This window comes from Pseudomonas sp. No.21 (genome assembly GCF_054558415.1).
This window is the reverse complement of sequence record NZ_BAAJNO010000009.1, coordinates 273,983-292,992: the sequence shown is the minus strand read 5'-3', so window position 1 is coordinate 292,992 and position 19,010 is coordinate 273,983. Positions and strand designations below refer to the sequence as shown.

Annotated in this window: 18 protein-coding genes; 15 read left to right on the top strand and 3 right to left on the bottom strand. The window is 68.1% G+C overall.

What is annotated here, in order from left to right:
* Positions 1 to 68 precede the first annotated feature (68 nt).
* Entirely contained in the window at positions 69 to 1,430 is a 1,362-nt protein-coding gene (locus ACYJSS_RS20515) for an NAD(P)/FAD-dependent oxidoreductase (RefSeq protein WP_236205519.1), read from the bottom strand.
* A gap of 210 nt (positions 1,431 to 1,640) precedes the next feature.
* Positions 1,641 to 2,636, bottom strand: a complete 996-nt coding sequence (gene qhpR / locus ACYJSS_RS20510) for an AraC-like transcriptional regulator QhpR (RefSeq protein ID WP_236205520.1) — start codon at positions 2,634 to 2,636, stop codon at positions 1,641 to 1,643.
* Between the two features lie 513 nt (positions 2,637 to 3,149).
* Here qhpR and ACYJSS_RS20505 point away from each other — a divergent pair.
* The 14 genes from ACYJSS_RS20505 to ACYJSS_RS20440 all read left to right on the top strand — a co-directional run bounded on the left by ACYJSS_RS20505 (position 3,150) and on the right by ACYJSS_RS20440 (position 17,702).
* Positions 3,150 to 4,511 (top strand): DUF1329 domain-containing protein, encoded by a 1,362-nt coding sequence (locus ACYJSS_RS20505; RefSeq protein WP_236205521.1) that lies wholly within the window; start codon positions 3,150 to 3,152, stop codon positions 4,509 to 4,511.
* Between the two features lie 19 nt (positions 4,512 to 4,530).
* A complete protein-coding gene (locus ACYJSS_RS20500) occupies positions 4,531 to 6,375 on the top strand; it encodes a DUF1302 domain-containing protein (RefSeq protein ID WP_236205522.1) in 1,845 nt (614 codons plus the stop codon).
* Between the two features lie 68 nt (positions 6,376 to 6,443).
* Positions 6,444 to 8,804, top strand: a complete 2,361-nt coding sequence (locus tag ACYJSS_RS20495; RefSeq protein WP_236205523.1) for an efflux RND transporter permease subunit — start codon at positions 6,444 to 6,446, stop codon at positions 8,802 to 8,804.
* Positions 8,805 to 8,818: 14 nt separating this feature from the next.
* A complete protein-coding gene (locus tag ACYJSS_RS20490) occupies positions 8,819 to 9,778 on the top strand; it encodes a WD40/YVTN/BNR-like repeat-containing protein (protein ID WP_236205524.1) in 960 nt (319 codons plus the stop codon).
* Positions 9,779 to 9,900: 122 nt separating this feature from the next.
* Entirely contained in the window at positions 9,901 to 11,121 is a 1,221-nt protein-coding gene (locus ACYJSS_RS20485) for an amine dehydrogenase large subunit (protein WP_236205525.1), read from the top strand.
* Positions 11,115 to 11,666: a MauE/DoxX family redox-associated membrane protein gene (locus ACYJSS_RS20480; RefSeq protein WP_236205526.1), complete on the top strand. Its 552-nt coding sequence runs from the start codon at positions 11,115 to 11,117 to the stop codon at positions 11,664 to 11,666. Before ACYJSS_RS20485 ends, ACYJSS_RS20480 begins: the two co-directional genes overlap by 7 nt.
* Positions 11,666 to 12,289 (top strand): methylamine dehydrogenase accessory protein MauD, encoded by a 624-nt coding sequence (gene mauD, locus ACYJSS_RS20475; RefSeq protein ID WP_236205527.1) that lies wholly within the window; start codon positions 11,666 to 11,668, stop codon positions 12,287 to 12,289. Before ACYJSS_RS20480 ends, mauD begins: the two co-directional genes overlap by 1 nt.
* Before the next feature lie 8 nt (positions 12,290 to 12,297).
* Positions 12,298 to 12,816 (top strand): methylamine dehydrogenase light chain, encoded by a 519-nt coding sequence (locus tag ACYJSS_RS20470; RefSeq protein WP_373875123.1) that lies wholly within the window; start codon positions 12,298 to 12,300, stop codon positions 12,814 to 12,816.
* A 2-nt stretch (positions 12,817 to 12,818) separates the two neighbouring features.
* Positions 12,819 to 13,262, top strand: coding sequence for a c-type cytochrome (locus tag ACYJSS_RS20465; protein WP_236205529.1), 444 nt, complete (start codon positions 12,819 to 12,821; stop codon positions 13,260 to 13,262).
* Between the two features lie 4 nt (positions 13,263 to 13,266).
* Positions 13,267 to 13,887: a c-type cytochrome gene (locus tag ACYJSS_RS20460; protein WP_236205530.1), complete on the top strand. Its 621-nt coding sequence runs from the start codon at positions 13,267 to 13,269 to the stop codon at positions 13,885 to 13,887.
* 61 nt (positions 13,888 to 13,948) lie between these two features.
* Positions 13,949 to 14,467 carry a hypothetical protein gene (locus ACYJSS_RS20455; protein ID WP_236205531.1) on the top strand — a complete coding sequence of 173 codons (519 nt, stop codon included), beginning with the start codon at positions 13,949 to 13,951 and terminating at the stop codon, positions 14,465 to 14,467.
* A 157-nt stretch (positions 14,468 to 14,624) separates the two neighbouring features.
* Positions 14,625 to 15,770, top strand: coding sequence for a hypothetical protein (locus tag ACYJSS_RS20450; protein WP_236205532.1), 1,146 nt, complete (start codon positions 14,625 to 14,627; stop codon positions 15,768 to 15,770).
* A gap of 643 nt (positions 15,771 to 16,413) precedes the next feature.
* On the top strand, positions 16,414 to 17,043 hold the full coding sequence (locus ACYJSS_RS20445) for a LysE family translocator (protein ID WP_236205533.1): 630 nt from the start codon (positions 16,414 to 16,416) through the stop codon (positions 17,041 to 17,043).
* Positions 17,044 to 17,384: 341 nt separating this feature from the next.
* Entirely contained in the window at positions 17,385 to 17,702 is a 318-nt protein-coding gene (locus ACYJSS_RS20440; protein WP_236205534.1) for a DUF7693 family protein, read from the top strand.
* Between the two features lie 14 nt (positions 17,703 to 17,716).
* On the opposite strand, the gene ACYJSS_RS20435 is transcribed toward ACYJSS_RS20440, so the two are convergent.
* Complete coding sequence (locus ACYJSS_RS20435; protein ID WP_236205535.1) at positions 17,717 to 18,163, bottom strand: HIT family protein; 447 nt, start codon at positions 18,161 to 18,163, stop codon at positions 17,717 to 17,719.
* 566 nt (positions 18,164 to 18,729) lie between these two features.
* Here ACYJSS_RS20435 and ACYJSS_RS20430 point away from each other — a divergent pair.
* On the top strand, positions 18,730 to 18,945 hold the full coding sequence (locus ACYJSS_RS20430) for a DUF3079 domain-containing protein (protein ID WP_236205536.1): 216 nt from the start codon (positions 18,730 to 18,732) through the stop codon (positions 18,943 to 18,945).
* Positions 18,946 to 19,010 lie beyond the last annotated feature (65 nt).

Genomic DNA, 19,010 nt, shown 5'->3' with positions numbered 1-19,010 from the left:
GGGCGAAGCGGGTGTGAGTGGCCGCAGCGGAGCCCGCTGCGGCGTCAGTGCGGTCCGGGGGACGGGATTCAGCTGCGCTGGAGCCTGCGTTCCTCCCACCAGTCCAAGGCCTTGAGTGCGCCCCGGGCGGCACGGCCGCTCAGGTACGACAGGGTGTCGCTGGACATGGAGATGGAGCGTCGGTTGACGATCCAGAAGTCCGTCAGCTCGGTCTTCCTGCCATTGAGCAGGTCGGCGATGGTGCGGCCGTTGAGGTGGGTGAGGGCGACGCCGTGGCCGAAGCAGCCCCCCGAGTAGAGGATGCGCTCGTCGTCGATGAAGCTGATCTCCGGCACCATGTCGATGTTCACCGAAACGGGGCCGCCCCAGCGGTAGTCGATGCGCACGTCCTTGAGCTGCGGGTAGATCCATTTCAGGTGGGCTTCGCAGTGCTGCCAGCTCGCGGGTGAGGGCGTCTCGGCCATGGGCGCCGTGCGGTAGGCCAGCGCGTCGCCGCCGCCCATGACGATCCGCCCGTCCACCGTGGGGCGGAAGTAGTGGAGCATCTGGCGGTTGTCGCCGAAGCACTGGCGGTCCTTCCAGCCGATGCTTTCCCACTGTTTTTCGCTGAGCCGCTCGGTCACCACCTGGTAGGTCCAGAGCGGGTACTGGCGGGTCTGCAGGCGGCGGGTGTCGGGCACCTGCCGCGAGTAGGCGTTGGTCGCCACCACCAGCTTGTCCGCGGTGATGCGGCCGCCCGGGGTGTCGATGGCGATGGCCGTGGCCTGGCGTTCGATGGCCGTCACCGGGGTGGTTTCGTAGACGGCGACACCCGCCGACTCGGCCAGGCCCTTGAGGCCGCGCACCTGCTTGCAGGGGTTGAGGTTACCGGTGTTGGTCTCGTAGATGCCGCCGTTGAAACGCTCGGAGTGGAAGTCCTGCTGCACCCTCGATCGGTCCTGCCAGGTCAGGTCGCCGGCGATGCCCAGGTCCTGCAGCAGCGCGTAGGTCTTCTCCAGGCGGCGCTGCTGTGGGTCGGAATAGCTGATGCTCACCAGGCCGCTGTGGCGGTAGTCGGACTGGATGCCGTGCGCTTCGATCAGGTCGCGGGTGTGGGCTACGGCCTTCTCCAGGTAGTGGCGGGCGTCGATCAGTTTCTGCCGACCCCAGCGCAGCATTACCAGCTCCGGTTCCAGGCCGAACAGCTTGGTGCTGAAGCCGGCGTTGCGGCCGCTGGCACCGAAGCCGACCACCGCCGCCTCCAGCACCACCACGTGGGCGTTGGGGTTGTCCTGCTTGAATTGCCAGGCGCTATTGAGGCCGGTGAAGCCGCCGCCGATCACGGCCACGTCCACCTTCAGGTCCTGGTTCAGGGCGGGGTTGGGCTGGTAGGGCCCGAAATCGTGCTGCCAGAAGGACAGGCTGTCCAGGCGCGGGTCTGGGTGGGTCATGCTCTCAATCTCTTGTTGTCGATCGTGTGATTGGGAAAGCAGCGGTGGCGCCAGCGCTCCAGGCACCGGGCCTGGAGAAGGCCGCTGGCGAATGGGCTGGCGTGGCAGGGGCAGGTTAACGGCGGGGCGCGGCGCTGGATTGTCCGCAGGTGCCAGCTTTTGAACCGTGCGCGCCAGTGATCGGCGGCGCGCACCTGGTTGGGAAAGGGCTCAGGGACGGAGTGTATTGGCCGAGCGGTACTGCTGGGGCGATTGGCCGGTCCAGCGGCGGAAGGCGCGGGTGAAGGAGCCGGATTCGGCGTAGCCCACCAGCAGGGAGATCTCGGTCATCGAATAGTCCGAGTCCTTGATGTAGGCCAGCGCCAGCTCGCGGCGCACGTCCTCCACCAGTGCCGAGTACTCGATGCCCTGGTCCTTGAGGCGGCGCTGCAGGGTGCGCCGGCTCAGGCCCAGCCGTTCGCAGATGTCCATCAGCGAGGGCGCGCCGCTGCTCATGTCTGCGGCGATCATGCGGGTGATCTGCGCCAGCAGCTCGTCGGACGCCGAGCGCTCCTGGCGCTCGCGCTCCAGGTAGGGCTCCAGGGCCCGGTACAACCGCTCGTTGCTCCGGAGCACCGGCAACTGGAGGATGTCGGCCGGCAGGTGGATGCGGTTGCTGGGCTGGTTGAAGTACAGGGGGCACTGGAAGAGGCGCTTGTGCACCGAGGTGTCGGCGGGGCGCGGGTGTTCGAAGTCCATGCGCAGCGGGCGCAGGCTGCAGCCGGTCAGCAGGTTGAGCATGCGCAGCACGGAGGCGATGGCGAACTCCGCGTCCTGGCGGCGCTGCAGGATGGTCGGGGCGACGATCCGGTATTCCACCATCACCGTGTGCGCGTCGATCGTGAAATCGAACAGCGACTCCTGGGCGAAGACCACGATGAAACGGTGCAGGGTGCGCAACGCCGCCTCGATGCTCGCCGCGCAGCCCTGGGCATGGCCGAGGGCGCCGAAGTCGTCGAACTCGGTCTGCATGGCGAGCTCCAGGCCGACATTGGGGTTGGGTTGCGCCGCCGCCTCCCACAGCGCCACGTAGCGCTCGCCGGGTATCTCGATGTCCGCCCGCTCCAGCACGCGCGGGTCGATGCCGAGCGGCCCGAGGTGAGGGGCGAAGACCTCGCTGAAGCGGCGGAAGAAGTTCTCGGACAACACCGTACGTACGGATTTCATCTGTGCCAAAACCTTGTTGTTCTTGTCATGTGCCTCCGCTTCCGGGGGCTGTGCACGCTGGGTGACGGCCGTGGGGCCATGGCGGGCGTGAGTGCCATATTTACGATAATCGCATCCGGCCATGGCGGGTAAGCCCCGCTGCGCGATGGGCTTTTCCGCTCCGACGACAGGGCTCGTTTCCCGTCGATTGGCACCGGATGTCAATCACCCTGTCACCTCCTGGCAAGCCGCCCGTCGTGGCTTTGCATAGTTTTCCCTGCCAGGTGAGCCTGATGTTTCAGGGCCGCGTGGTTTCCACCGGCCCGCTCTTTTTCCGAGCGCCCGGCCACCCATCCGTACAACAAGAAAACACCGGAGGGCGGTACATGGCCGCGAGCAACACCTACGCCTGCGTCATCGCGTGGCACCCGCAACGATCCCCCCTGCCACGTGCAGATCTCCCTTCGCCCGATTGCACCGGGCGGCTTCGAACTGCTTCCCGATAACCACAAAAAGCTCCACCAGGAGAAGTTCATGAAAAACCTCCCGCTTTCGCTGTTGGGTGGTGCGCTGTTGGCGCTCCTCGGCAATGCCCCCATTTACGCCGCCACCTCGGCCGAGCTCGCCAGGCTGGGCAACGAGTTGACGCCCATCGGTGCCGAGAAGGCCGGCAATGCCGATGGCAGCATTCCGGCCTGGACCGGTGGCCTGACCCAGGCACCGGCCGGCTGGTCGCCGGGCCATGGCGACCCCTTCGCCGCCGACAAGCCGCTGTACTCCGTCGATGCCCGCAACCTGGCCCAGTACCAGCAACTGTTGCCGGAAGGCCAGGCGGCGCTGATCAAGGCCTACCCGGGCTACCGCCTGGACGTCTACCCGACCCACCGCAGCTGCGCGATCCCCGCCGAGGTAGCCGAGCGCTCGAAAGCCTTTGCTGGGCAGGCACGCATCGGCGCCGATGGCTGGCGCCTGGAGCAGGCGGTGGGGGCGGCGGTGCCGTTCCCGGTGCCGCAGAACGGCATCGAGGTGCTGTGGAACTACAAGCTGCGCTACATGGCCAAGGGACGGCGCGGACAGATTGCACTGCTGGTGCGGGAGAAGGGCGGCGCGCTCACCGAGGTGCGCCAATGGGTACACGAGTACTACCCCTACAACGACCCGGCGGTGAAGGACCCGGATGACACCGGGGGCATCGAGGCCAAGCTGCTCTACGACGTGCTCTCGCCCTCGTCCCGCGCCGGCGAGATGTACCTGGTGCACGCGTTCCTCAATAAAGCGCAAAGCTCGTGGATCTATTTCCCCGGCCAGCGTCGCGTGCGCCTGGCGCCGTCCTTCGCCTACGACAACCCCATCGCCGGCTCCGACAACCTGTACTTCGTCGACCAGATCAACATGTTCACCGGCGCCCTGGACCGCTACGACTTCAAGCTGCTCGGCAAGAAGGAAATGCTGGTGCCGTACAACTCCTTCCGCCTGGTGGACAAGGCCAACAGGTACGAGCAACTGATCGGCCAGGACTACCTGAACCGCGACGTGCAGCGCTACGAGAAACACCGCGTCTGGGTGGTGGAGGCCACGGTCAAGGCGGACAAGCGCCACTCCTTCGCCAAACGCATGTTCTATTTCGACGAGGACAGCTGGAGCCTGCTGCACGTGGACATGTACGACGCCAAGGGCAACCTCTGGCGGGTGCAGGAAGGCAGCCTGTGGGCCGCCCCGGAAATCCAGGCCTGCACCAGTTCCGAGTACGTCAGCTATGACCTGATCGCCCGGCGCTATTTCGCTGACGGATTCACCCAGGAGGGGCTGTCGTTCGACCTCACCGCCGGCCTGCAGGGCCGGGTGACCGACAAGATATTCAATTCCAACGAACTGCGCCGTCGCGGCGAACGCTGATCGCCCCGGAGAGCCCACCATGCACAAGCACCTTCCGTGCGGCGCCCAGGCGCTGCAGGCCCCGACTCGCCCGCGTCATGCCCTGGCGCTGGCCGTGGCCGTCGCCTCCGGCCTGATCGCGTCGCCCAGCCACGCCGTACTGTTCGGCGATGAGGATGGCCTCTCGGGCAGCTTCGACTCGACCCTCTCCTATGGCTTCGCCAGCCGCCTGCAGTCGCCCGACTGCCACCTGCTGGGCAACGACAGCGGTGGCTGCAACACCGGCACCGACAACGACCTGGGCCGCTACTACAACCCCGCACGGGGCAACGGCTACGCCAATGCCGACATCAACTACAGCAACGCCGACGACGGCAACCTCAACTACCGCAAGCACGACGTCTTCTCCCAGGTGCTCAAGGGCACCCACGAGCTGAGCCTGCGCTTCGGCGATGGCTGGAGCTCCCTGGGCCGGGTGGCCTGGGCCAGGGACTTCAAGATGGACAACGTGCGCACCACCGCGCTGGACGACCAGGCCGAGCGCGACGCCACCGAGCGCTTCGACCTGCTCGACCTGTGGCTGGCCAAGCGCTTCGACCTCGGCGCGATGCCGGCCAAGGTCAAGCTGGGCAACCAGGTGATCAACTGGGGCGCGGAGATCTTCATGCCCGGCGGCATCAACCAGATCAACGCCCTCAGCCTGCCCAAGTACCACACGCCGGGCACCCAGCTGAAGGAGGTGTTCATCCCCGCGCCCATGGCCTCCTTCAGCCTCGGCCTGAGCGACACCCTGAGCCTGGAGGCCTACTACCAGTTCCGTTGGAGCGGCTCCTCCCTGGACCCGGTGGGCACCTACTTCTCCAGCGCCGACGTGGCAGGGGAAGGGCGCCGGCCGATCTACTACCCGACCAGCCACATCGAAGGCCTGATGCCGGGCATCTGCGCCGGTACGCCCACCGGGCATTGCGGTGCGCCCAACATCAGCGGGCTGAGCGACGAGGACCTGGTGGCGCTGGGCCTGGCCGTGCCCTACGGCGGCGAGCGCAAGGCGAAGAACAGCGGCCAGTACGGCGTGGCGCTGCGCTGGACGGCAGAGAGCATCGAGACCGAGTTCGGCCTGTTCTACCAGCGTTACCACGACAAAGTGCCCTTCGTCGGCTACACCGCGCTGAGCAACCCGGACGCCCTGGTGGTGGACAACTACTTCCTCAACTACGGCGAGGACAAGGATCTGTTCGGCCTCTCCGCCAGCACCATGGTGGGGCCGGTGGCGGTGGCCGGCGAGCTGTCCTACCGCCCGCGTGACAGCGTCGGCATCGACCCCACGGTGCCCTTCGGCCGTGGCCTCACCGGCAGCTACAACCGCTACAGCCTGTTCGATACCGGGGTGAACAAGGGCTTCGTCGAAGCGCGCAAATGGCAGGCCGACGTCAACGCCATCTACAACTTCTCCGCCAGCGATCCCCTGGGCTTCATCCCCAGCGCGCTGGGCGCCTCCGACGCGTTCATCCTCGCCGAGGCGGTGGTCACCCGCTACCCGGGGCTGGACACCTCCGGCAAGGTGCCCTACGCGCTGCCGGACTACTCGCTGCCGGACCGCACCTCCTGGGGCTACGTCACCGAGATCGGCGTCAACTACCCGGACCTGTTCGGCACCGGGGTGGTGCTCACCCCGCAGCTGGACTTCAGCCATGACGTCAAGGGCACCACGCCCAACGCCATGCCCTTCGTCGAAGGGCGCAAGTCGCTGACCGCCTCCCTGCTGTTCAACTACCGCGACCGCTGGAAGGGCGGCCTGCAGTGGGTGCAGTACTGGGGCGGCGGCGACAACAACCTGATGGCCGATCGCGACTTCCTCAGCGGCAACATTTCCTACTCGTTCTGAAGCCCCGTTCGCGGTGGGCGGGCCGCCCCCGGCCCGCCAGCCGCGCACCCGTTGTATCGAGGCATTCCATGTTGGCTTTCCTGGTCACGGCGCTCGAGCGCCTGTTGTTCCGCCATCGCCTGGCGACCCTCGGCCTGCTGGCCGCCATCACCCTGGTCATGGGCGTTTTCGCCTCGCGCCTGGAGATGTCGGCCGGCTTCGACAAGCAGCTGCCGCAGCAGCACGCCTTCATCAAGACCTTCAACCAGTACCGCGACGTGCTGTTCGGCGCCAACCGCATCATCGTCGTGCTGCACGCCCGCCACGGCGACATCTGGAACGAGCAGGCGCTGACCCGCCTGTACGCGCTGACCCAGACGCTGTTCTTCATGCCGGGGGTGGACCGCCGCAGCGTCACCTCGCTGTGGACGCCCAACACCCGCGCGGTGCAGATCACCGAGGAGGGCATGAAGGCCGAGGACGTGGTCGGCGGCGACGTGACGGTGGGCACCCTGGACGCGCGCGCCATCGCCGGCATCCGCGAGCGCACCCTGGTGGGCGGTTTCGTCGGCAGCCTGGTGGCCAACGACCACTCCGGTGCCATGGTCGTCGCCGAGCTGGCCGACCCCGATCCGCAGACCGGCCGGCCCCTGAACTACCTGGAATTCAGCCAGCGCCTGGAGGACGAGGTGCGGGCGAAGTACGCCGACGCCGACTACGACGTGCAGGTGATCGGCTTCGCCAAGCAGATGGGCGATATCGGCGCGGGGGCGCGCAGCGTGGTGGAGTTCTTCGCCCTGGCCCTGGTGCTCACCGCACTGGCGGTGTACGGCTACACGCGCTCGCTGGTGCTCACCTTCCTGCCGCTGTTCTGCTCGCTGGTGTCGGTGGTCTGGCAGTTCGGCACCCTCACGCTGCTGGGCTTCGGGCTCGACCCGCTGGCGATCCTGGTGCCGTTCCTGGTGTTCGCCATCGGCGTGTCCCACGGCGTGCAGCAGGTCAATTTCATCGCCAAGGAGGTGTGTGCCGGTGCCGATGGCATGACCGCCGCGCGGCGCAGCTTCGTCGGCCTGCTGATTCCCGGCACCCTGGCGCTGATCACCGCCTTCGTCGGTTTCGCCACTTTGGTGCTGGTGCCCATCCCGATGATCCGCGAGCTGGCCATTACCGCCTCGGTGGGTGTGGCCTACAAGATCGTCACCAACCTGATCATGCTGCCGGTGCTGGCCAGCTACTTCAGCTTCACCCCGGCCTACGTCGCCCGCATGGAGCGCCTGCGGGCGCGACGTGACGCGCTGATGGCCCGCCTCGGGCGCATCGCCGAGCCGCGCAACGCGGCGCTGTGCACGGTGCTCGGCCTGGCGCTGATGGTGCTGGCGGTGTGGCAGAGCCAGGGGCGCCATGTGGGGCACGTGCTGCCGGGGGCGCCCGAGCTGCACGCGGATTCGCGCTACAACCTCGACGTGCAGAGCGTGGTCAGCCACTTCGCCCTGGGCCTGGACCTGTTCACCGTCGCCGTGGAGACCCCGGCCGGCGGCTGCTACCGCCACGACGTGATGGCCTACGTCGACCGTCTCACCTGGCAGCTGGGCAACGTGCCCGGCGTGCTCTCGGCGCAGTCGCTGCCGGCGCTGACCAAGCTCGCGGCCTCCGGGGTCAACGAGGGCAACCCGAAATGGGCGGCGCTGCCCCGGGACGAACTCTCCCTCGGCGAGGCGGTGCGCCAGGTGCCCGAGGCGCTGCGCCTGTACAACGCCGACTGCACCCTGCTGCCGGTCAACCTGTACCTGGCCGACCACAAGGCCAGCACCCTGAAAGGCGTGGTGCAGGCGGTGGAGGCGTACCGCGCTGCCCACGCCATGGCGGGTGTGACGGTGCGCCTGGCCAGCGGCAATGCCGGTGTGCAGGCCGCCACCAACGAGGTGGTGGAGGCCTCCGAGCTGCCGATGATGCTCTACGTCTACCTGACCATCGTGCTGCTGGTGTTCCTGGTCTACCGCGACTGGCGGGCGATGCTCGCCTGCTGCCTGCCGCTGACCCTGGCGACCTTCCTCGGCTACTGGTTCATGAAGGCCCTGGACATCGGCCTGACCGTGGCGACGCTGCCGGTGATGGTGCTCGCGGTGGGCATAGGCGTGGATTACGCCTTCTACATCTACAACCGCCTGCAGATGCACCTCGCCGAGGGGCGCGACATCGTCAGCGCCTTCCAGCAGGCCCTGCGCGAGGTGGGCGTGGCCACGGTGTTCACCGCACTGACGCTGTCGGTCGGTGTCGCCACCTGGGCCTTCTCGGCGCTGAAGTTCCAGGCCAACATGGGCCTGCTGCTCACCTTCATGTTCATGGCCAACATGGTCATGGCGATCACCCTGCTGCCGGCCCTGGCCGTGGTGCTGGAAACCCTGATTCCGCGTCGGGGGCCGGTTCGCGCGCCCCTGGTCGCGCACTGACGAGGACGATGCCGATGCCTGCGATGCGTTTTCCGCGCCTGCCCCTGGCGGCGCTGCTGCTGGCCGTTGCCAGCCCTTTTTGCGCCGCCGAGGCGGTGGTTCCGGCCATCGCCCTCGACGCCCCGCAACGGGCGCCGCTGGTGGCGGTGGCCCAGGCCGGGCCGCGCCTGGTGGCGGTGGGCGACCACGGCGTGATCCTGCTCTCCGACGACGGCCGTACCTGGCGCCAGGCCCAGGGCGTGCCGGTGGACGGCCTGCTCACCGCACTGAGCTTCGTCGATGGGCGCCAGGGCTGGGCGGTAGGCCACGGCGGGGTGCTGCTGCACAGCGAGGACGGCGGCGAGAACTGGACCCTGCAACAGCGCCTGGACGGGCAGCCGGTGCTGCTCTCGGTGTGGTTCGGCGATGCGCGCCACGGCATCGTCGTCGGTGCCTACGGCTACGCCGCGCAGACCCGCGACGGCGGGCAGACCTGGCAGCGCCTGGCGGTCGGGGAGGGCGGTGACGACTTCCACCTCAACCAGGTGTTCGCCAGCCGCGACGGCAGCCTGTTCATCGCCGCGGAGGCGGGCAACGCCTATCGCTCCGGGGATGGTGGCGCCACCTGGCAGGCGCTGGACACCGGCGCCAGCGGCTCGCTGTGGAGCGGGGCGGCGCTGCGCGATGGCCGCGTGCTGCTGGCCGGCATGAGCGGGCGGGTGCTGCTGGGTGACCCCCAGGGGCGGCACTGGCGCGTGCTGGACAGTGGCAGCAGCGAGGCCATCACCGCGCTCACCCAGCTGTGCGATGGCCGCGTGGCGCTGGTGGGCAACGGCGGCCTGGTGGCGCTCTCCGATGCAGGTGTCGCGCGCTTCACGGCGCTGCAGCGGGAGGACCGCCTCAACCTCGCGGCGCTGGCCCAGGGTGCGGGCGGGCAACTGCTGCTGTTCGGCGCCGCCGGCGTGGTCACCCAAGAGGGCGGTGAAGGGAAATGACGCCGGATGCCAAGCCAGTTGTCACCTCGGGGCAAGTCACCCGGGCAACCCCGTCGATAGGCTTCCAACCAGGCGGGGCGCCCGCCCCACGGGTCCTCCAGACACCACGGAGTCTCTTCCCCATGCTGATGCGTTCGTTGCGATACCTGCTTTGTGGCCTTTCCCTCGGCGCGCTGGCGCAGCCCACCCTGGCTGCCTTCGTGCCGGAGCAGGCCGGGGTCGAGGTGCTGGGCGATCACCGTGGGCAGAACTGGTTCTGGATCTGGGGCAGCAACGCGCCGAACATGGTCGACGGCCGCGCCTACCTGTTCGATGACAGCGGTCGTAGCCGTGGATTGCTGAGCACCGGCATGTGGAGCAACGGCCTGGTCATGTCGCACCGCCGCGACGAGCTGTACGCCAGCGAGATCTACTTCAGCCGGGGCGTGCGCGGCACCCGCAGCGACGTGGTCACCGTCTACGACGCCCGCACCCTGAGCCCCAAGCACGAGATCGAAATCCCGCCCAAGCGCATGACCGCGCTGATCTCCACCGGCCTCAGCGTGCTGTCGGATGACGAGCGCTTCCTGCTGGTGCTCAACTTCACCCCGGCGCAGTCGGTCTCCATCGTCGACCTGGAACAGCGGCGCTTCGTCGGCGAGGTTGCGATCCCCGGGTGCGCCTCCCTCTACCCGGCTGGCCCGCGTGATTTCTACGCCATCTGCGGCAACGGCGGCTTCTTCCACCTGCGCCTGGACGACCAGGGCCAGGTCGCTGCCCAGGAACGTACCCAGCCGCTGTTCGACCCGCTGCAGGACCTGCTGCTGACCACCGGCTCGCGCCTGGGGGATACCTGGTACTTCGTCTCCCAGCAGAACAACGCCTATGGCCTGCGCATGGGCGCCGAGGGCATCGAGGCGGCGGCGCACTGGTCGCTGGTCAGCGACGCCGAGCGCGCCGACGGCTGGGGCATCGCCGGCAACCACGGCACCGCGTTGCATGTGAACAGCGGTCGGCTGTTCGTGCTCATGCACCAGGACAAGCCGGAGAACTACCAGAAGCCGGGCACCGAGGTGTGGGTCTTCGACGTGCGCCGCCAGAAGCGCCTGGCACGCATCGAGCTGGACGAGCAAAGCACCGCCATCGGCGTCAGCCAGGGCGAGCAGCCGCGCCTCTACAGCCTGGACTGGGTGGCGCCGATGCCGGGCATTTTCACCCTGTGGATCTACCTGACCCAAGGCGAGGCGGGGCTGATGCCGCTGCTGCGCCAGGGCATCAACCTCTACGACGCGAACAGCGGCGAGCATCTGCGCAGCATCGGCGACATCCCCCTGGGCGCCATGAACGTGGTGGCGCCATGGTGATCGCCGCCTACCTGCACGACCCCGTCGTGCACCTCACCAGCGCCGCCGGGCTGGCACTGCTGCTGGGCGCCTCGGCGCTGCACAAGCTGCGCGATCGGCCGGGCTTCGCCCAGGTGCTGGCGGGCTATGACCACGCCTTTGGCGGCCGCCTGCCCGTGGCTGCTCTGGCCTGGGCGCTGCCGCTGCTGGAGCTGCTGGCCGCCGTGGGTGTGCTGGCGAGCTTCTGGTCGCCCTCGGCTGCCTGGCCGGCTGCGCTGCTGCTGGCCCTGTATGCCGCCGTGCTGGCTCTCGGTGCGCGCCGTGGCGCGGTGATCGGGGATTGCGGTTGCCACCTCGGCGGCACGCGCCAACCCCCGAGCACCGCGCTGGCCTGGCGCAACCTGCTGCTGGTGGCGCTGGCGCTCAACCTGCTGGCACCGGTGGCGGCGCGGCCGCTGACCGGGCTCGACGCGCCCGTCCTGGGGTTCGCCCTCGGCTGCGGCGTGGCGCTTTACCTGCTGGCGAACCTGCTGATTTCCAACCGCCTATCCCTGAGGGAACCGTGATGACCATGACCCATGCCCTGATCGTTTCCGGGCTGCTTTCCTGGCTGATGAACCTGGGGTTGATCCTCGCCGTCTGGGCACTGGCCCGCCAGGTCGGCCTGCTGCACGAGCGCCTCCGCCCCGTGGGCGCACTGTCCCTGGGCAAGGCCATCCAGGCTGGTGAGACGGCGCCACGCTTCACCCTGCCGAGCCTGACCGGCGGCTCGGTCAGCCTGGGTGGCGCCAATGCCCAGGGGCAGTCGACCCTGCTGTTCTTCCTCTCCGAAAGCTGCCCGGTGTGCAAGACGCTGCTGCCGGTGCTGGCCTCCCTGCGCCAGCAGGAGCGGGCGCGTCTGCGGGTGGTACTGGCCAGCGACGGCGAGGCGGACGCGCACCAGGCGTTCATCGCGGCGCAGCGCCTGCAGGCCTTCCCCTATGTGCTGTCGCGGGAGGTCGGGCTGGCCTACCAGATCAGCAAGCTGCCCTACGGCGTGCTGATCGACGCCAGCGGCACCGTGGTCACCCACGGCCTGGTCAACAGCCGCGAACACCTGGAGAGCCTGCTGGAAGCCCAGGACCTGGGCTTCGCCTCCATCCAGGCCTACCGCGCCGCACAGCCCGTCCTTTTCGAGCAGGTGCACTGAATATGACGATCAAATGGTTCGACGAAGCCGTGGAGATGCTTTCCCGCCGGGTGGCGCGCGGCACCTCGCGGCGCGGGTTCCTCGGGGGGCTGGGTACGCTGATGATCGGCGCCGGGGCGGCCACCCTGCTGCCGGTGTTCCGCAGCGGCGCCTTCGCCCAGACCAGCCCCTCCCTGGTGGAGAGCGGCGACCCCGACAGCTGCGACTACTGGCGCCACTGCGCCATCGACGGCTTTCTCTGCGGCTGTTGCGGCGGCACGGTGAACAGCTGCCCGCCGGGCACCGTGCGCTCGGACATCACCTGGATCGGCACCTGCCGCAACCCGTCCGACGGCAAGGACTACGTGATCTCGTACAACGATTGCTGCGGCAAGAGCAATTGCGGGCGCTGCGTCTGCCAGCGCGACCAGGGTGATACGCCGTTGTACCGCCCGCAGAGCTCCAACGACCTCAACTGGTGCTCCGGCAGCCATGCCGACATGCCCTATCACTGCTCGTTGTCGGTGGTGATCGGGGTGAAGGAATAGCCATGCCGGGGCGGCCACTGTTCCACCTCGCCCTGGCCGGGCTGCTGCTGGCGGGTTCGCTGGCGGCCCGGGCCACCGAGCCCCGGCAGTTCGACTACATGCTCAATTGCCAGGGCTGCCACCTGCCCGACGGCAGCGGCAACCCGCAGCGGCAGGTGCCGGCGTTCCCCGGGCAGCTGGGCAAGTTCCTCGGCGTGCCGGGCGGGCGCGAGTACCTGGTGCAGGTGCCGGGCTCGGCGCTGTCGGGGCTCTCCGACGAGGCGCTGGCCGGCGTCCTCAACTGGATGCTGGCGACCTTCGATGCGGCCGGGGTGCCCGCGGGCTTCAAGCCCTACACCGGCGTCGAGCTGAGCGGGTGGCGGCGGGCGGTGCCGGCCGATGTCCAACGGGTCCGCAGCGAGTTGCTGCAGCGGATCGCCGAGCAAGAAAAACCACAGGGAACCTGAAGCCATGAAGGTCAGTTTCTTTACCGGCGCGCTGCTGCTCGCCGCGACGCTCCACGCCCAGGCCGAGGCGATACCCACCCAGGCCTTCAACTGCACGGCCTGCCACGGCGGGCAGGGCCAGGGCAATGCCCTGCTCGGGGCGCCGCGCCTGGCGGGGCAACAGGCCGAGTACCTGCTCGACCAGCTGCGCAACTTCAAGGCCGGGCGCCGTGGCTATGACGCCCGCGACCTGCACGGCGCGCAGATGCGCGGGGTGGTCGCCAGGATGCAGGAGCGCGACTTCGAGCCGCTGGCCCGCTACTTCTCACGCCTGGACGTGGCGGCGGACGAGGTGCCTCCGGCGGCGGATGCCAGCCGAGGCGAGGCGCTCTACCAGGGCACCTGCGCCGCCTGCCACGGGCCTGCCGGCCAGGGCTTCGCCCACCTGCGTACACCGAACCTCGGCCTGCTGGATGCCGCCTACCTGGAGCGCCAGCTCACGCACTATGTCCAGGGTGTGCGGGGTGGCGAGGCGCATGCCGACGAGCTGGGCCTCTGGATGCGCGGCATCTCGCTGCAGATCGGTGAGGGCGCCGAGCGCCAGGCCATCGTCGACTACATCGGCAGCCTCAGGGGCGGTTCATGAGACGCAGGGTGGCGGGTTCCAGCATCGTTTCGAGTTTCATTGAATGAAGGTGAAAAGCAGCATGCCATCCAAGGTATTCATCAAGGGGTTCCGCCATGAACTGGCCAACCGGGCCTTCGCCCTGCTGGCCGTCAGGCGCATGGTCGAGCGGCTGGGCGAGGAGGGACCAGGGGTGTTCTGGAGGACCTACCTGGACCTGGAGCACTTCAACGGCCCGCGCTACCAGGCCGCCGCCATCCGCTGGGGATTGCACCGTCCACCGGGGCCACTGACCCGGCTCAAGGCCTGGGTGCTGTCGTCGCTACCACTGGCGATGCAGCAGCCCCTGCTGAAGCTGGTGTACCGCGAGACGGTGAAGTACCTGGCCTGGCTGCGTGATCTGCAGCGCCAGGGGCCGGCGGACGCACGGGCGTTTCTCGAATATATGGTGGCGCAGGAGGAGTTGCAGGTGGAGATGATGCGGCTGGCGCTACGCGGCCAGTACACGCAGATCGTCGCCCGCGCCGATGACTTCTTTCTCCGCTACAACGGCGTGATGCCCATCAGCGCTGGGAGCGCCGAGCTGCGGCAGGCCGGTTGAGCCCTGCCGCCCGGGTTCGCCGAAGACTCCGGCGGCAGTTTCTGTGCCGGGGTTGGCAATGTGCTATTGCAGCCGAGTCAGGTGTTCCGGTGGCGCGGTATCGTGGGTGCCTTCCCGGGCAACCCCCGCCCGCAGCCGCAAGGAGGCACTGCCACCCATGTCCGAAACCGCCATCACCCTGCGTGTGCAGTTCAGCGATGAGGCGCAGGCGCAGCAGGTGCTGCAGGCCTTGAGCGCTGCCGCCGAAGCCCACGGCCACGAACTGACCGCCAGCCTTGCTTCATTGGCGCCCGTCGGTGCTCACGATCCGCAGCAGGTCATCGATATCGAGCGCCTTGGGCGCGAGGATTCGACGCTGCTGGTGACGGGTTATGCCGGGCGCATCGACCCGCCGCTCTGGCTGGTCCCGGGCCTGGTGCACCTGGGCGCGACCCGCACGGTGCTCAGTGAGTCGCGGGACGAAGGCGGCCAGCGGCATCATTTCATCGGCCTGAAGCGGGTGTCGCAGAAGGCCTTCGAGGCCAGTGCCGCGCTCATGCCCAAGCCGCCCCTGAAGGCGGGCGCCGAGCTGTTCCTGCCCGAGGGGCGGGTGACGGTCAAGGCCACGCTGCTCAGCCACGCGTGGAAGGAATCGCAGTTCGAACGCTTCTGCGTGATGCGCATGCAGGCCGAGGACGGGCGCCTGTTTCTCTACAAGGGCGCGTCCGGGCTGACGGCGATGACCGCCGACGATCACGAGAAGACCTGCACCTTCTCCGCCACCTTCGAACTGGGCGAGTACGAGGGCGAGACGGTGGCGTTCGCCCGCCGGCCCACCAAGCTCCAGCTCGGCAGCATCGCCCCGGCCAAGGCCCGCAAGGTCAAATTCAGTGGCCGCAACAAGGCGTTCATGGAGGGGCCGTTCGCGCCGCTCATCAGCGGCTACCTGCAGGAGCTGCAGGGCCAGCCGGATGCCTTCGTGCAACGGTTGGGCGCCACCTCGCTGCTGGATGTGGAGCTGACGGAGCTGTTCGCCCTGCTGAAGGGGATCGACGCCTATTCCTTCGACGGCTTCGGCCACTATGTCGCGCTCTCGGACGGCAGCCGCGAGGCCTTCGAGATCTACACCGTGGGCGATGCGACGGTCGATCTCGAGGCTGCGCGCCAGCACCTGAATACGCTCGATGTGGCCGCCACCTACCGGGACGACCACCCCAATGTGTACACGCTGCACTGGCTGCACGAGGGCATCCGCGTGCGCTTCAAGGTGTGGGCGAAGGGGTTCGAGTGCTACCTCGATCGGCAGGTGGAGTCCGCTTTCTAGCGGGGGGTGGCGCGGGACATTTCGGGACGCCTGGTTCCGTCGCCCCATGGGTTACACCCGACCTACAAAGGCTCGTGTGGACACGGAATTGGAGGCGACCACGGTTGCGTAGGATGGGTAGAGCCGTGCGAAACCCATGCTGTCAGGGTTTCAGGCAATGGGAAGGCGTGATGCCCTCGGCGTTCGTGGCCGGGTCGTAGGTTGGCGCCGAGCGCAGCGAGGCCCAACGGGGCGGGGGTCGATTTGGGGGGATGCCTGTAGCGCCGCCTGATGGGTTTCGCTTCGCTCTACACCATCCTGCGAATCATCCCTGTGTCGTGTGGACACGGAATGGGAGGCGACTCCGGTTGCGTAGGATGGGTAGAGCCTTGCGAAACCCATGCTGTAAGGGTTGCAGGCAATGGGAAGGCGTGGTGCCCTAGGCGTTCGTGGCCGGGTCGTAGGTTGGCGCCGAGCGCAGCGAGGCCCAACGGGGCGGGGTTCGGTTTGGGGGGATGCCTGTAGCGCCGCCTGATGGGTTTCGCTTCGCTCTACGCCGTCCTACGCAGCCTGTATGTCGAAAATCGGGGCCGTCTGTATCTATCGGCCCTTTGGGGGCCATTGGTAGGGTTCGAGAACGCCCCAGCCCTCGGAAGCCCTGACCATGACCTACGCCTATTCGCTGCTGCTGATCAGCGGCATCTACCTGGCCGTGCTCGCCAGCCCCGGGCCGAACTTCTTCATCCTCAGCCAGATGGCCCTGAGCCAGCGGCACCGGGATGCGCGCTACGTCGCCTTCGGGATCACCACCGGCTCGGTGTTCTGGGTGGTGGTGTCGATCGCCGGGCTGGCGACCCTTCTGTCGCAGCATCCCTGGCTGGAGTCCGGTGTGCGCCTGCTGGGCGCTGCCTACCTGGTCTGGTACGGCGGCCGCCTGGTGTGGTCCGCCTTCCGTCCCGTGCCACGGCGTACGGATGTGCAGCAGCCGGAGCTGAACGGTTCGCGGCTGGCGGCCTATCGCACGGGCCTGCTGACCTGCGTGACCAACCCCAAGGGCGCGGCCTTCTGGACCAGTGCCTTCGCGGCCATCTTCCCGGTCGGCGCGCCGCTGTGGTTCTACCCGGTCACCGTCGCGCTGATCGGCGCACTGTCGTTCGGCTGGCACATCGGGCTCGCCCGGGTGTTCGGTTCCGCGGCCCTGCGTGCGTCCTACCTGCGTATAGAACGGGGCATCAACGGCAGCGCCGGCACAGCCCTGGTGGCGCTGGGGTTGCAGAGGATGCTTGCGCGCTGAGGCGTCGCAGGGCCAGGTGGTTTGCGCAGGCATCCTCGTGAGTCGGACGGGCAGGGCGGACGACGCCCCATCCCTCTGCCATTCGGCGCCCGAGGTGGCACCGCTGGTGCCTTGAGCGGTGGCTCGGATCACCTGTGCAGCGGGCTTCCGTCGCCAGGCTCCGCGCAGCGCCACCTATTCGCGGGCGGATTCATTCGTGCTCGGCACACGGCGCCGGAACCTTCGCGGTGGAACCGCTCCCACCCAAAGTGGCTCCGTGCTTCATGGACGGTTCACGGCCATTCGGACTGCACTGTCTCCGGCCATGACCTCTTTCCCTGGACCAAACGACGAGTGAACCCATGACGAACGACCGCTTCCTCACCGCCCGTGAGGTCTACCAGTTGCTCAAGGACATCGCCCTTGGCGTGCGTCTCCTGCGCAAGGCCGGGCAGCGGGGCTGGAGCGGGGAAGGCTCCGGCGCCGTGGCGCTGGATGTCGAGGGCTGGCGGTTGGTGCTGTACAACGAGCTCGGCCATCTCGACCACTGCAGCGAGTGCACCTCACCCGAGGGCCGGCGCGGCGATCATGAGCGCTGGGCGCGGTTCGGCACCGATCCCACGCAGTTGTTGAGCCAGTGGGAGCGGGGGCAACTGGAGAGGTTGCTGCAGGCGCTCTGAGCCGTATGGGCCACTCACACGCCCGGGGCGGATTCCTCCAGCAACCGGGCGATGCGCATGCGCAGCGCGCCGTGCACGGCTTCGTCATAGGGCGGGGCGGCTTTCCAGTCGTAGAACCATACCGGCATCCGGCGCCTGCCTTCAGGCTCCGCGTCGTAACGCGGGAAGATGTGGCAGTGCAGTTCCGGCTCTGAGTTACCGAGGATCTCGTAGTTCATGCGCAGCGCACCGGTTGCCTGGAGCGCCGCGTCGCCGAGGCGGGCCATGTCGAGCAGGTAGGCCGTCCTGGCGTCGCCGTGCAGGTCGTTCAGGCTCGGCACCACGGGATCGGGCAGGAGCAGGCAGTAGCCCGGCAGGAACTGCACGTCCCCCATCACGGCCCAACCCGAGGCCATGCGGCAGATAACCTTGTCGTTGGCGCCGTTGCGCGCGAGTTCAACACGTTGCGAGATCAGGGACATGGCAGCTCCTTGCTGGGGCGTTGGAATGTAACGCCGGCGGTGCAGGGCCGAGCCGGCGGGTCAAGGGCGGTGCGGGGCTTTCGCCGCCGTAGCGGCAGGTGGCCAACTCGCAGTAGCTGGACTTCTTGTTGGCCAGGTTGTTGGCGTTGACCGTCACGCCCCAGTTGTCGCCGATGCCGTAGCTGGCCATGGCCTCGAGCAGGGTGTAGGGCGGCAGTGCTGCCCTTGTAGCGTGCGCCGAGCTTCTGGCGCAGCCAGGTGAACAGCCAGCCGTGATGGTCGCTGTAGGGCGCGTGGATAGCGTGCTGGAAAGGGGACTGCCGCAGACATGCCTTGTTTCCCGGTCGGGAACTCAGGTTGGTGATTGAGAATTATTCGCATGGTAGCGATCTGCCTGTGGCCGCTGCAACAACCGCGGGCGATGTTTCACGGGACGGTGGTGCGCCCATGGCTGGTGGTGATGGCCAGCGCAGGAGGGCGGGTGCCTGGTGCTCTTGATCGCGATCAAGGCGCTGCGGCGCGTGCGCGGTAACGTGAGGCATTCCCAGACCAAACCGAGCGTCCACATGGCCAAGCCCTTTCCCGTGAATCCCCGGCACCCCGAGCGCATCTGCTGGGGGTGCGACCGCTACTGCGCGGCGAGTGACCTGGCGTGCGGCAATGGTGCCGACCGCACCATGCACCCCATCGAGACCTTCGGGGAGGGTTGGCACGAGCAGGGCGACTGGGGCATCGAGCCGGTGATGGGCCCTGACGTCCAGCCGGGAGAAATGCCGCGATGAGCCGCCGGGGCATCTGCCGCCACCGGCGCTGTCGATGAACTGCCATGGGCAGAAACAGCCGAACT

What these genes read in the sequence shown, in the direction of transcription:
- ACYJSS_RS20435 (WP_236205535.1), bottom strand. Translation starts at nt 18,163, where the DNA reads ATGTCCCTGATCTCGCAACGTGTTGAACTCGCGCGCAACGGCGCCAAC.
- ACYJSS_RS20495 (WP_236205523.1), top strand. Translation starts at nt 6,444, where the DNA reads ATGTTGGCTTTCCTGGTCACGGCGCTCGAGCGCCTGTTGTTCCGCCAT.
- ACYJSS_RS20460 (WP_236205530.1), top strand. Translation starts at nt 13,267, where the DNA reads ATGAAGGTCAGTTTCTTTACCGGCGCGCTGCTGCTCGCCGCGACGCTC.
- ACYJSS_RS20500 (WP_236205522.1), top strand. Translation starts at nt 4,531, where the DNA reads ATGCACAAGCACCTTCCGTGCGGCGCCCAGGCGCTGCAGGCCCCGACT.
- ACYJSS_RS20485 (WP_236205525.1), top strand. Translation starts at nt 9,901, where the DNA reads ATGCTGATGCGTTCGTTGCGATACCTGCTTTGTGGCCTTTCCCTCGGC.
- ACYJSS_RS20455 (WP_236205531.1), top strand. Translation starts at nt 13,949, where the DNA reads ATGCCATCCAAGGTATTCATCAAGGGGTTCCGCCATGAACTGGCCAAC.
- ACYJSS_RS20480 (WP_236205526.1), top strand. Translation starts at nt 11,115, where the DNA reads ATGGTGATCGCCGCCTACCTGCACGACCCCGTCGTGCACCTCACCAGC.
- ACYJSS_RS20430 (WP_236205536.1), top strand. Translation starts at nt 18,730, where the DNA reads ATGGCCAAGCCCTTTCCCGTGAATCCCCGGCACCCCGAGCGCATCTGC.
- ACYJSS_RS20505 (WP_236205521.1), top strand. Translation starts at nt 3,150, where the DNA reads ATGAAAAACCTCCCGCTTTCGCTGTTGGGTGGTGCGCTGTTGGCGCTC.
- ACYJSS_RS20490 (WP_236205524.1), top strand. Translation starts at nt 8,819, where the DNA reads ATGCCTGCGATGCGTTTTCCGCGCCTGCCCCTGGCGGCGCTGCTGCTG.
- mauD (WP_236205527.1), top strand. Translation starts at nt 11,666, where the DNA reads ATGACCATGACCCATGCCCTGATCGTTTCCGGGCTGCTTTCCTGGCTG.
- ACYJSS_RS20465 (WP_236205529.1), top strand. Translation starts at nt 12,819, where the DNA reads ATGCCGGGGCGGCCACTGTTCCACCTCGCCCTGGCCGGGCTGCTGCTG.
- ACYJSS_RS20440 (WP_236205534.1), top strand. Translation starts at nt 17,385, where the DNA reads ATGACGAACGACCGCTTCCTCACCGCCCGTGAGGTCTACCAGTTGCTC.
- ACYJSS_RS20450 (WP_236205532.1), top strand. Translation starts at nt 14,625, where the DNA reads ATGTCCGAAACCGCCATCACCCTGCGTGTGCAGTTCAGCGATGAGGCG.
- qhpR (WP_236205520.1), bottom strand. Translation starts at nt 2,636, where the DNA reads ATGAAATCCGTACGTACGGTGTTGTCCGAGAACTTCTTCCGCCGCTTC.
- ACYJSS_RS20515 (WP_236205519.1), bottom strand. Translation starts at nt 1,430, where the DNA reads ATGACCCACCCAGACCCGCGCCTGGACAGCCTGTCCTTCTGGCAGCAC.
- ACYJSS_RS20445 (WP_236205533.1), top strand. Translation starts at nt 16,414, where the DNA reads ATGACCTACGCCTATTCGCTGCTGCTGATCAGCGGCATCTACCTGGCC.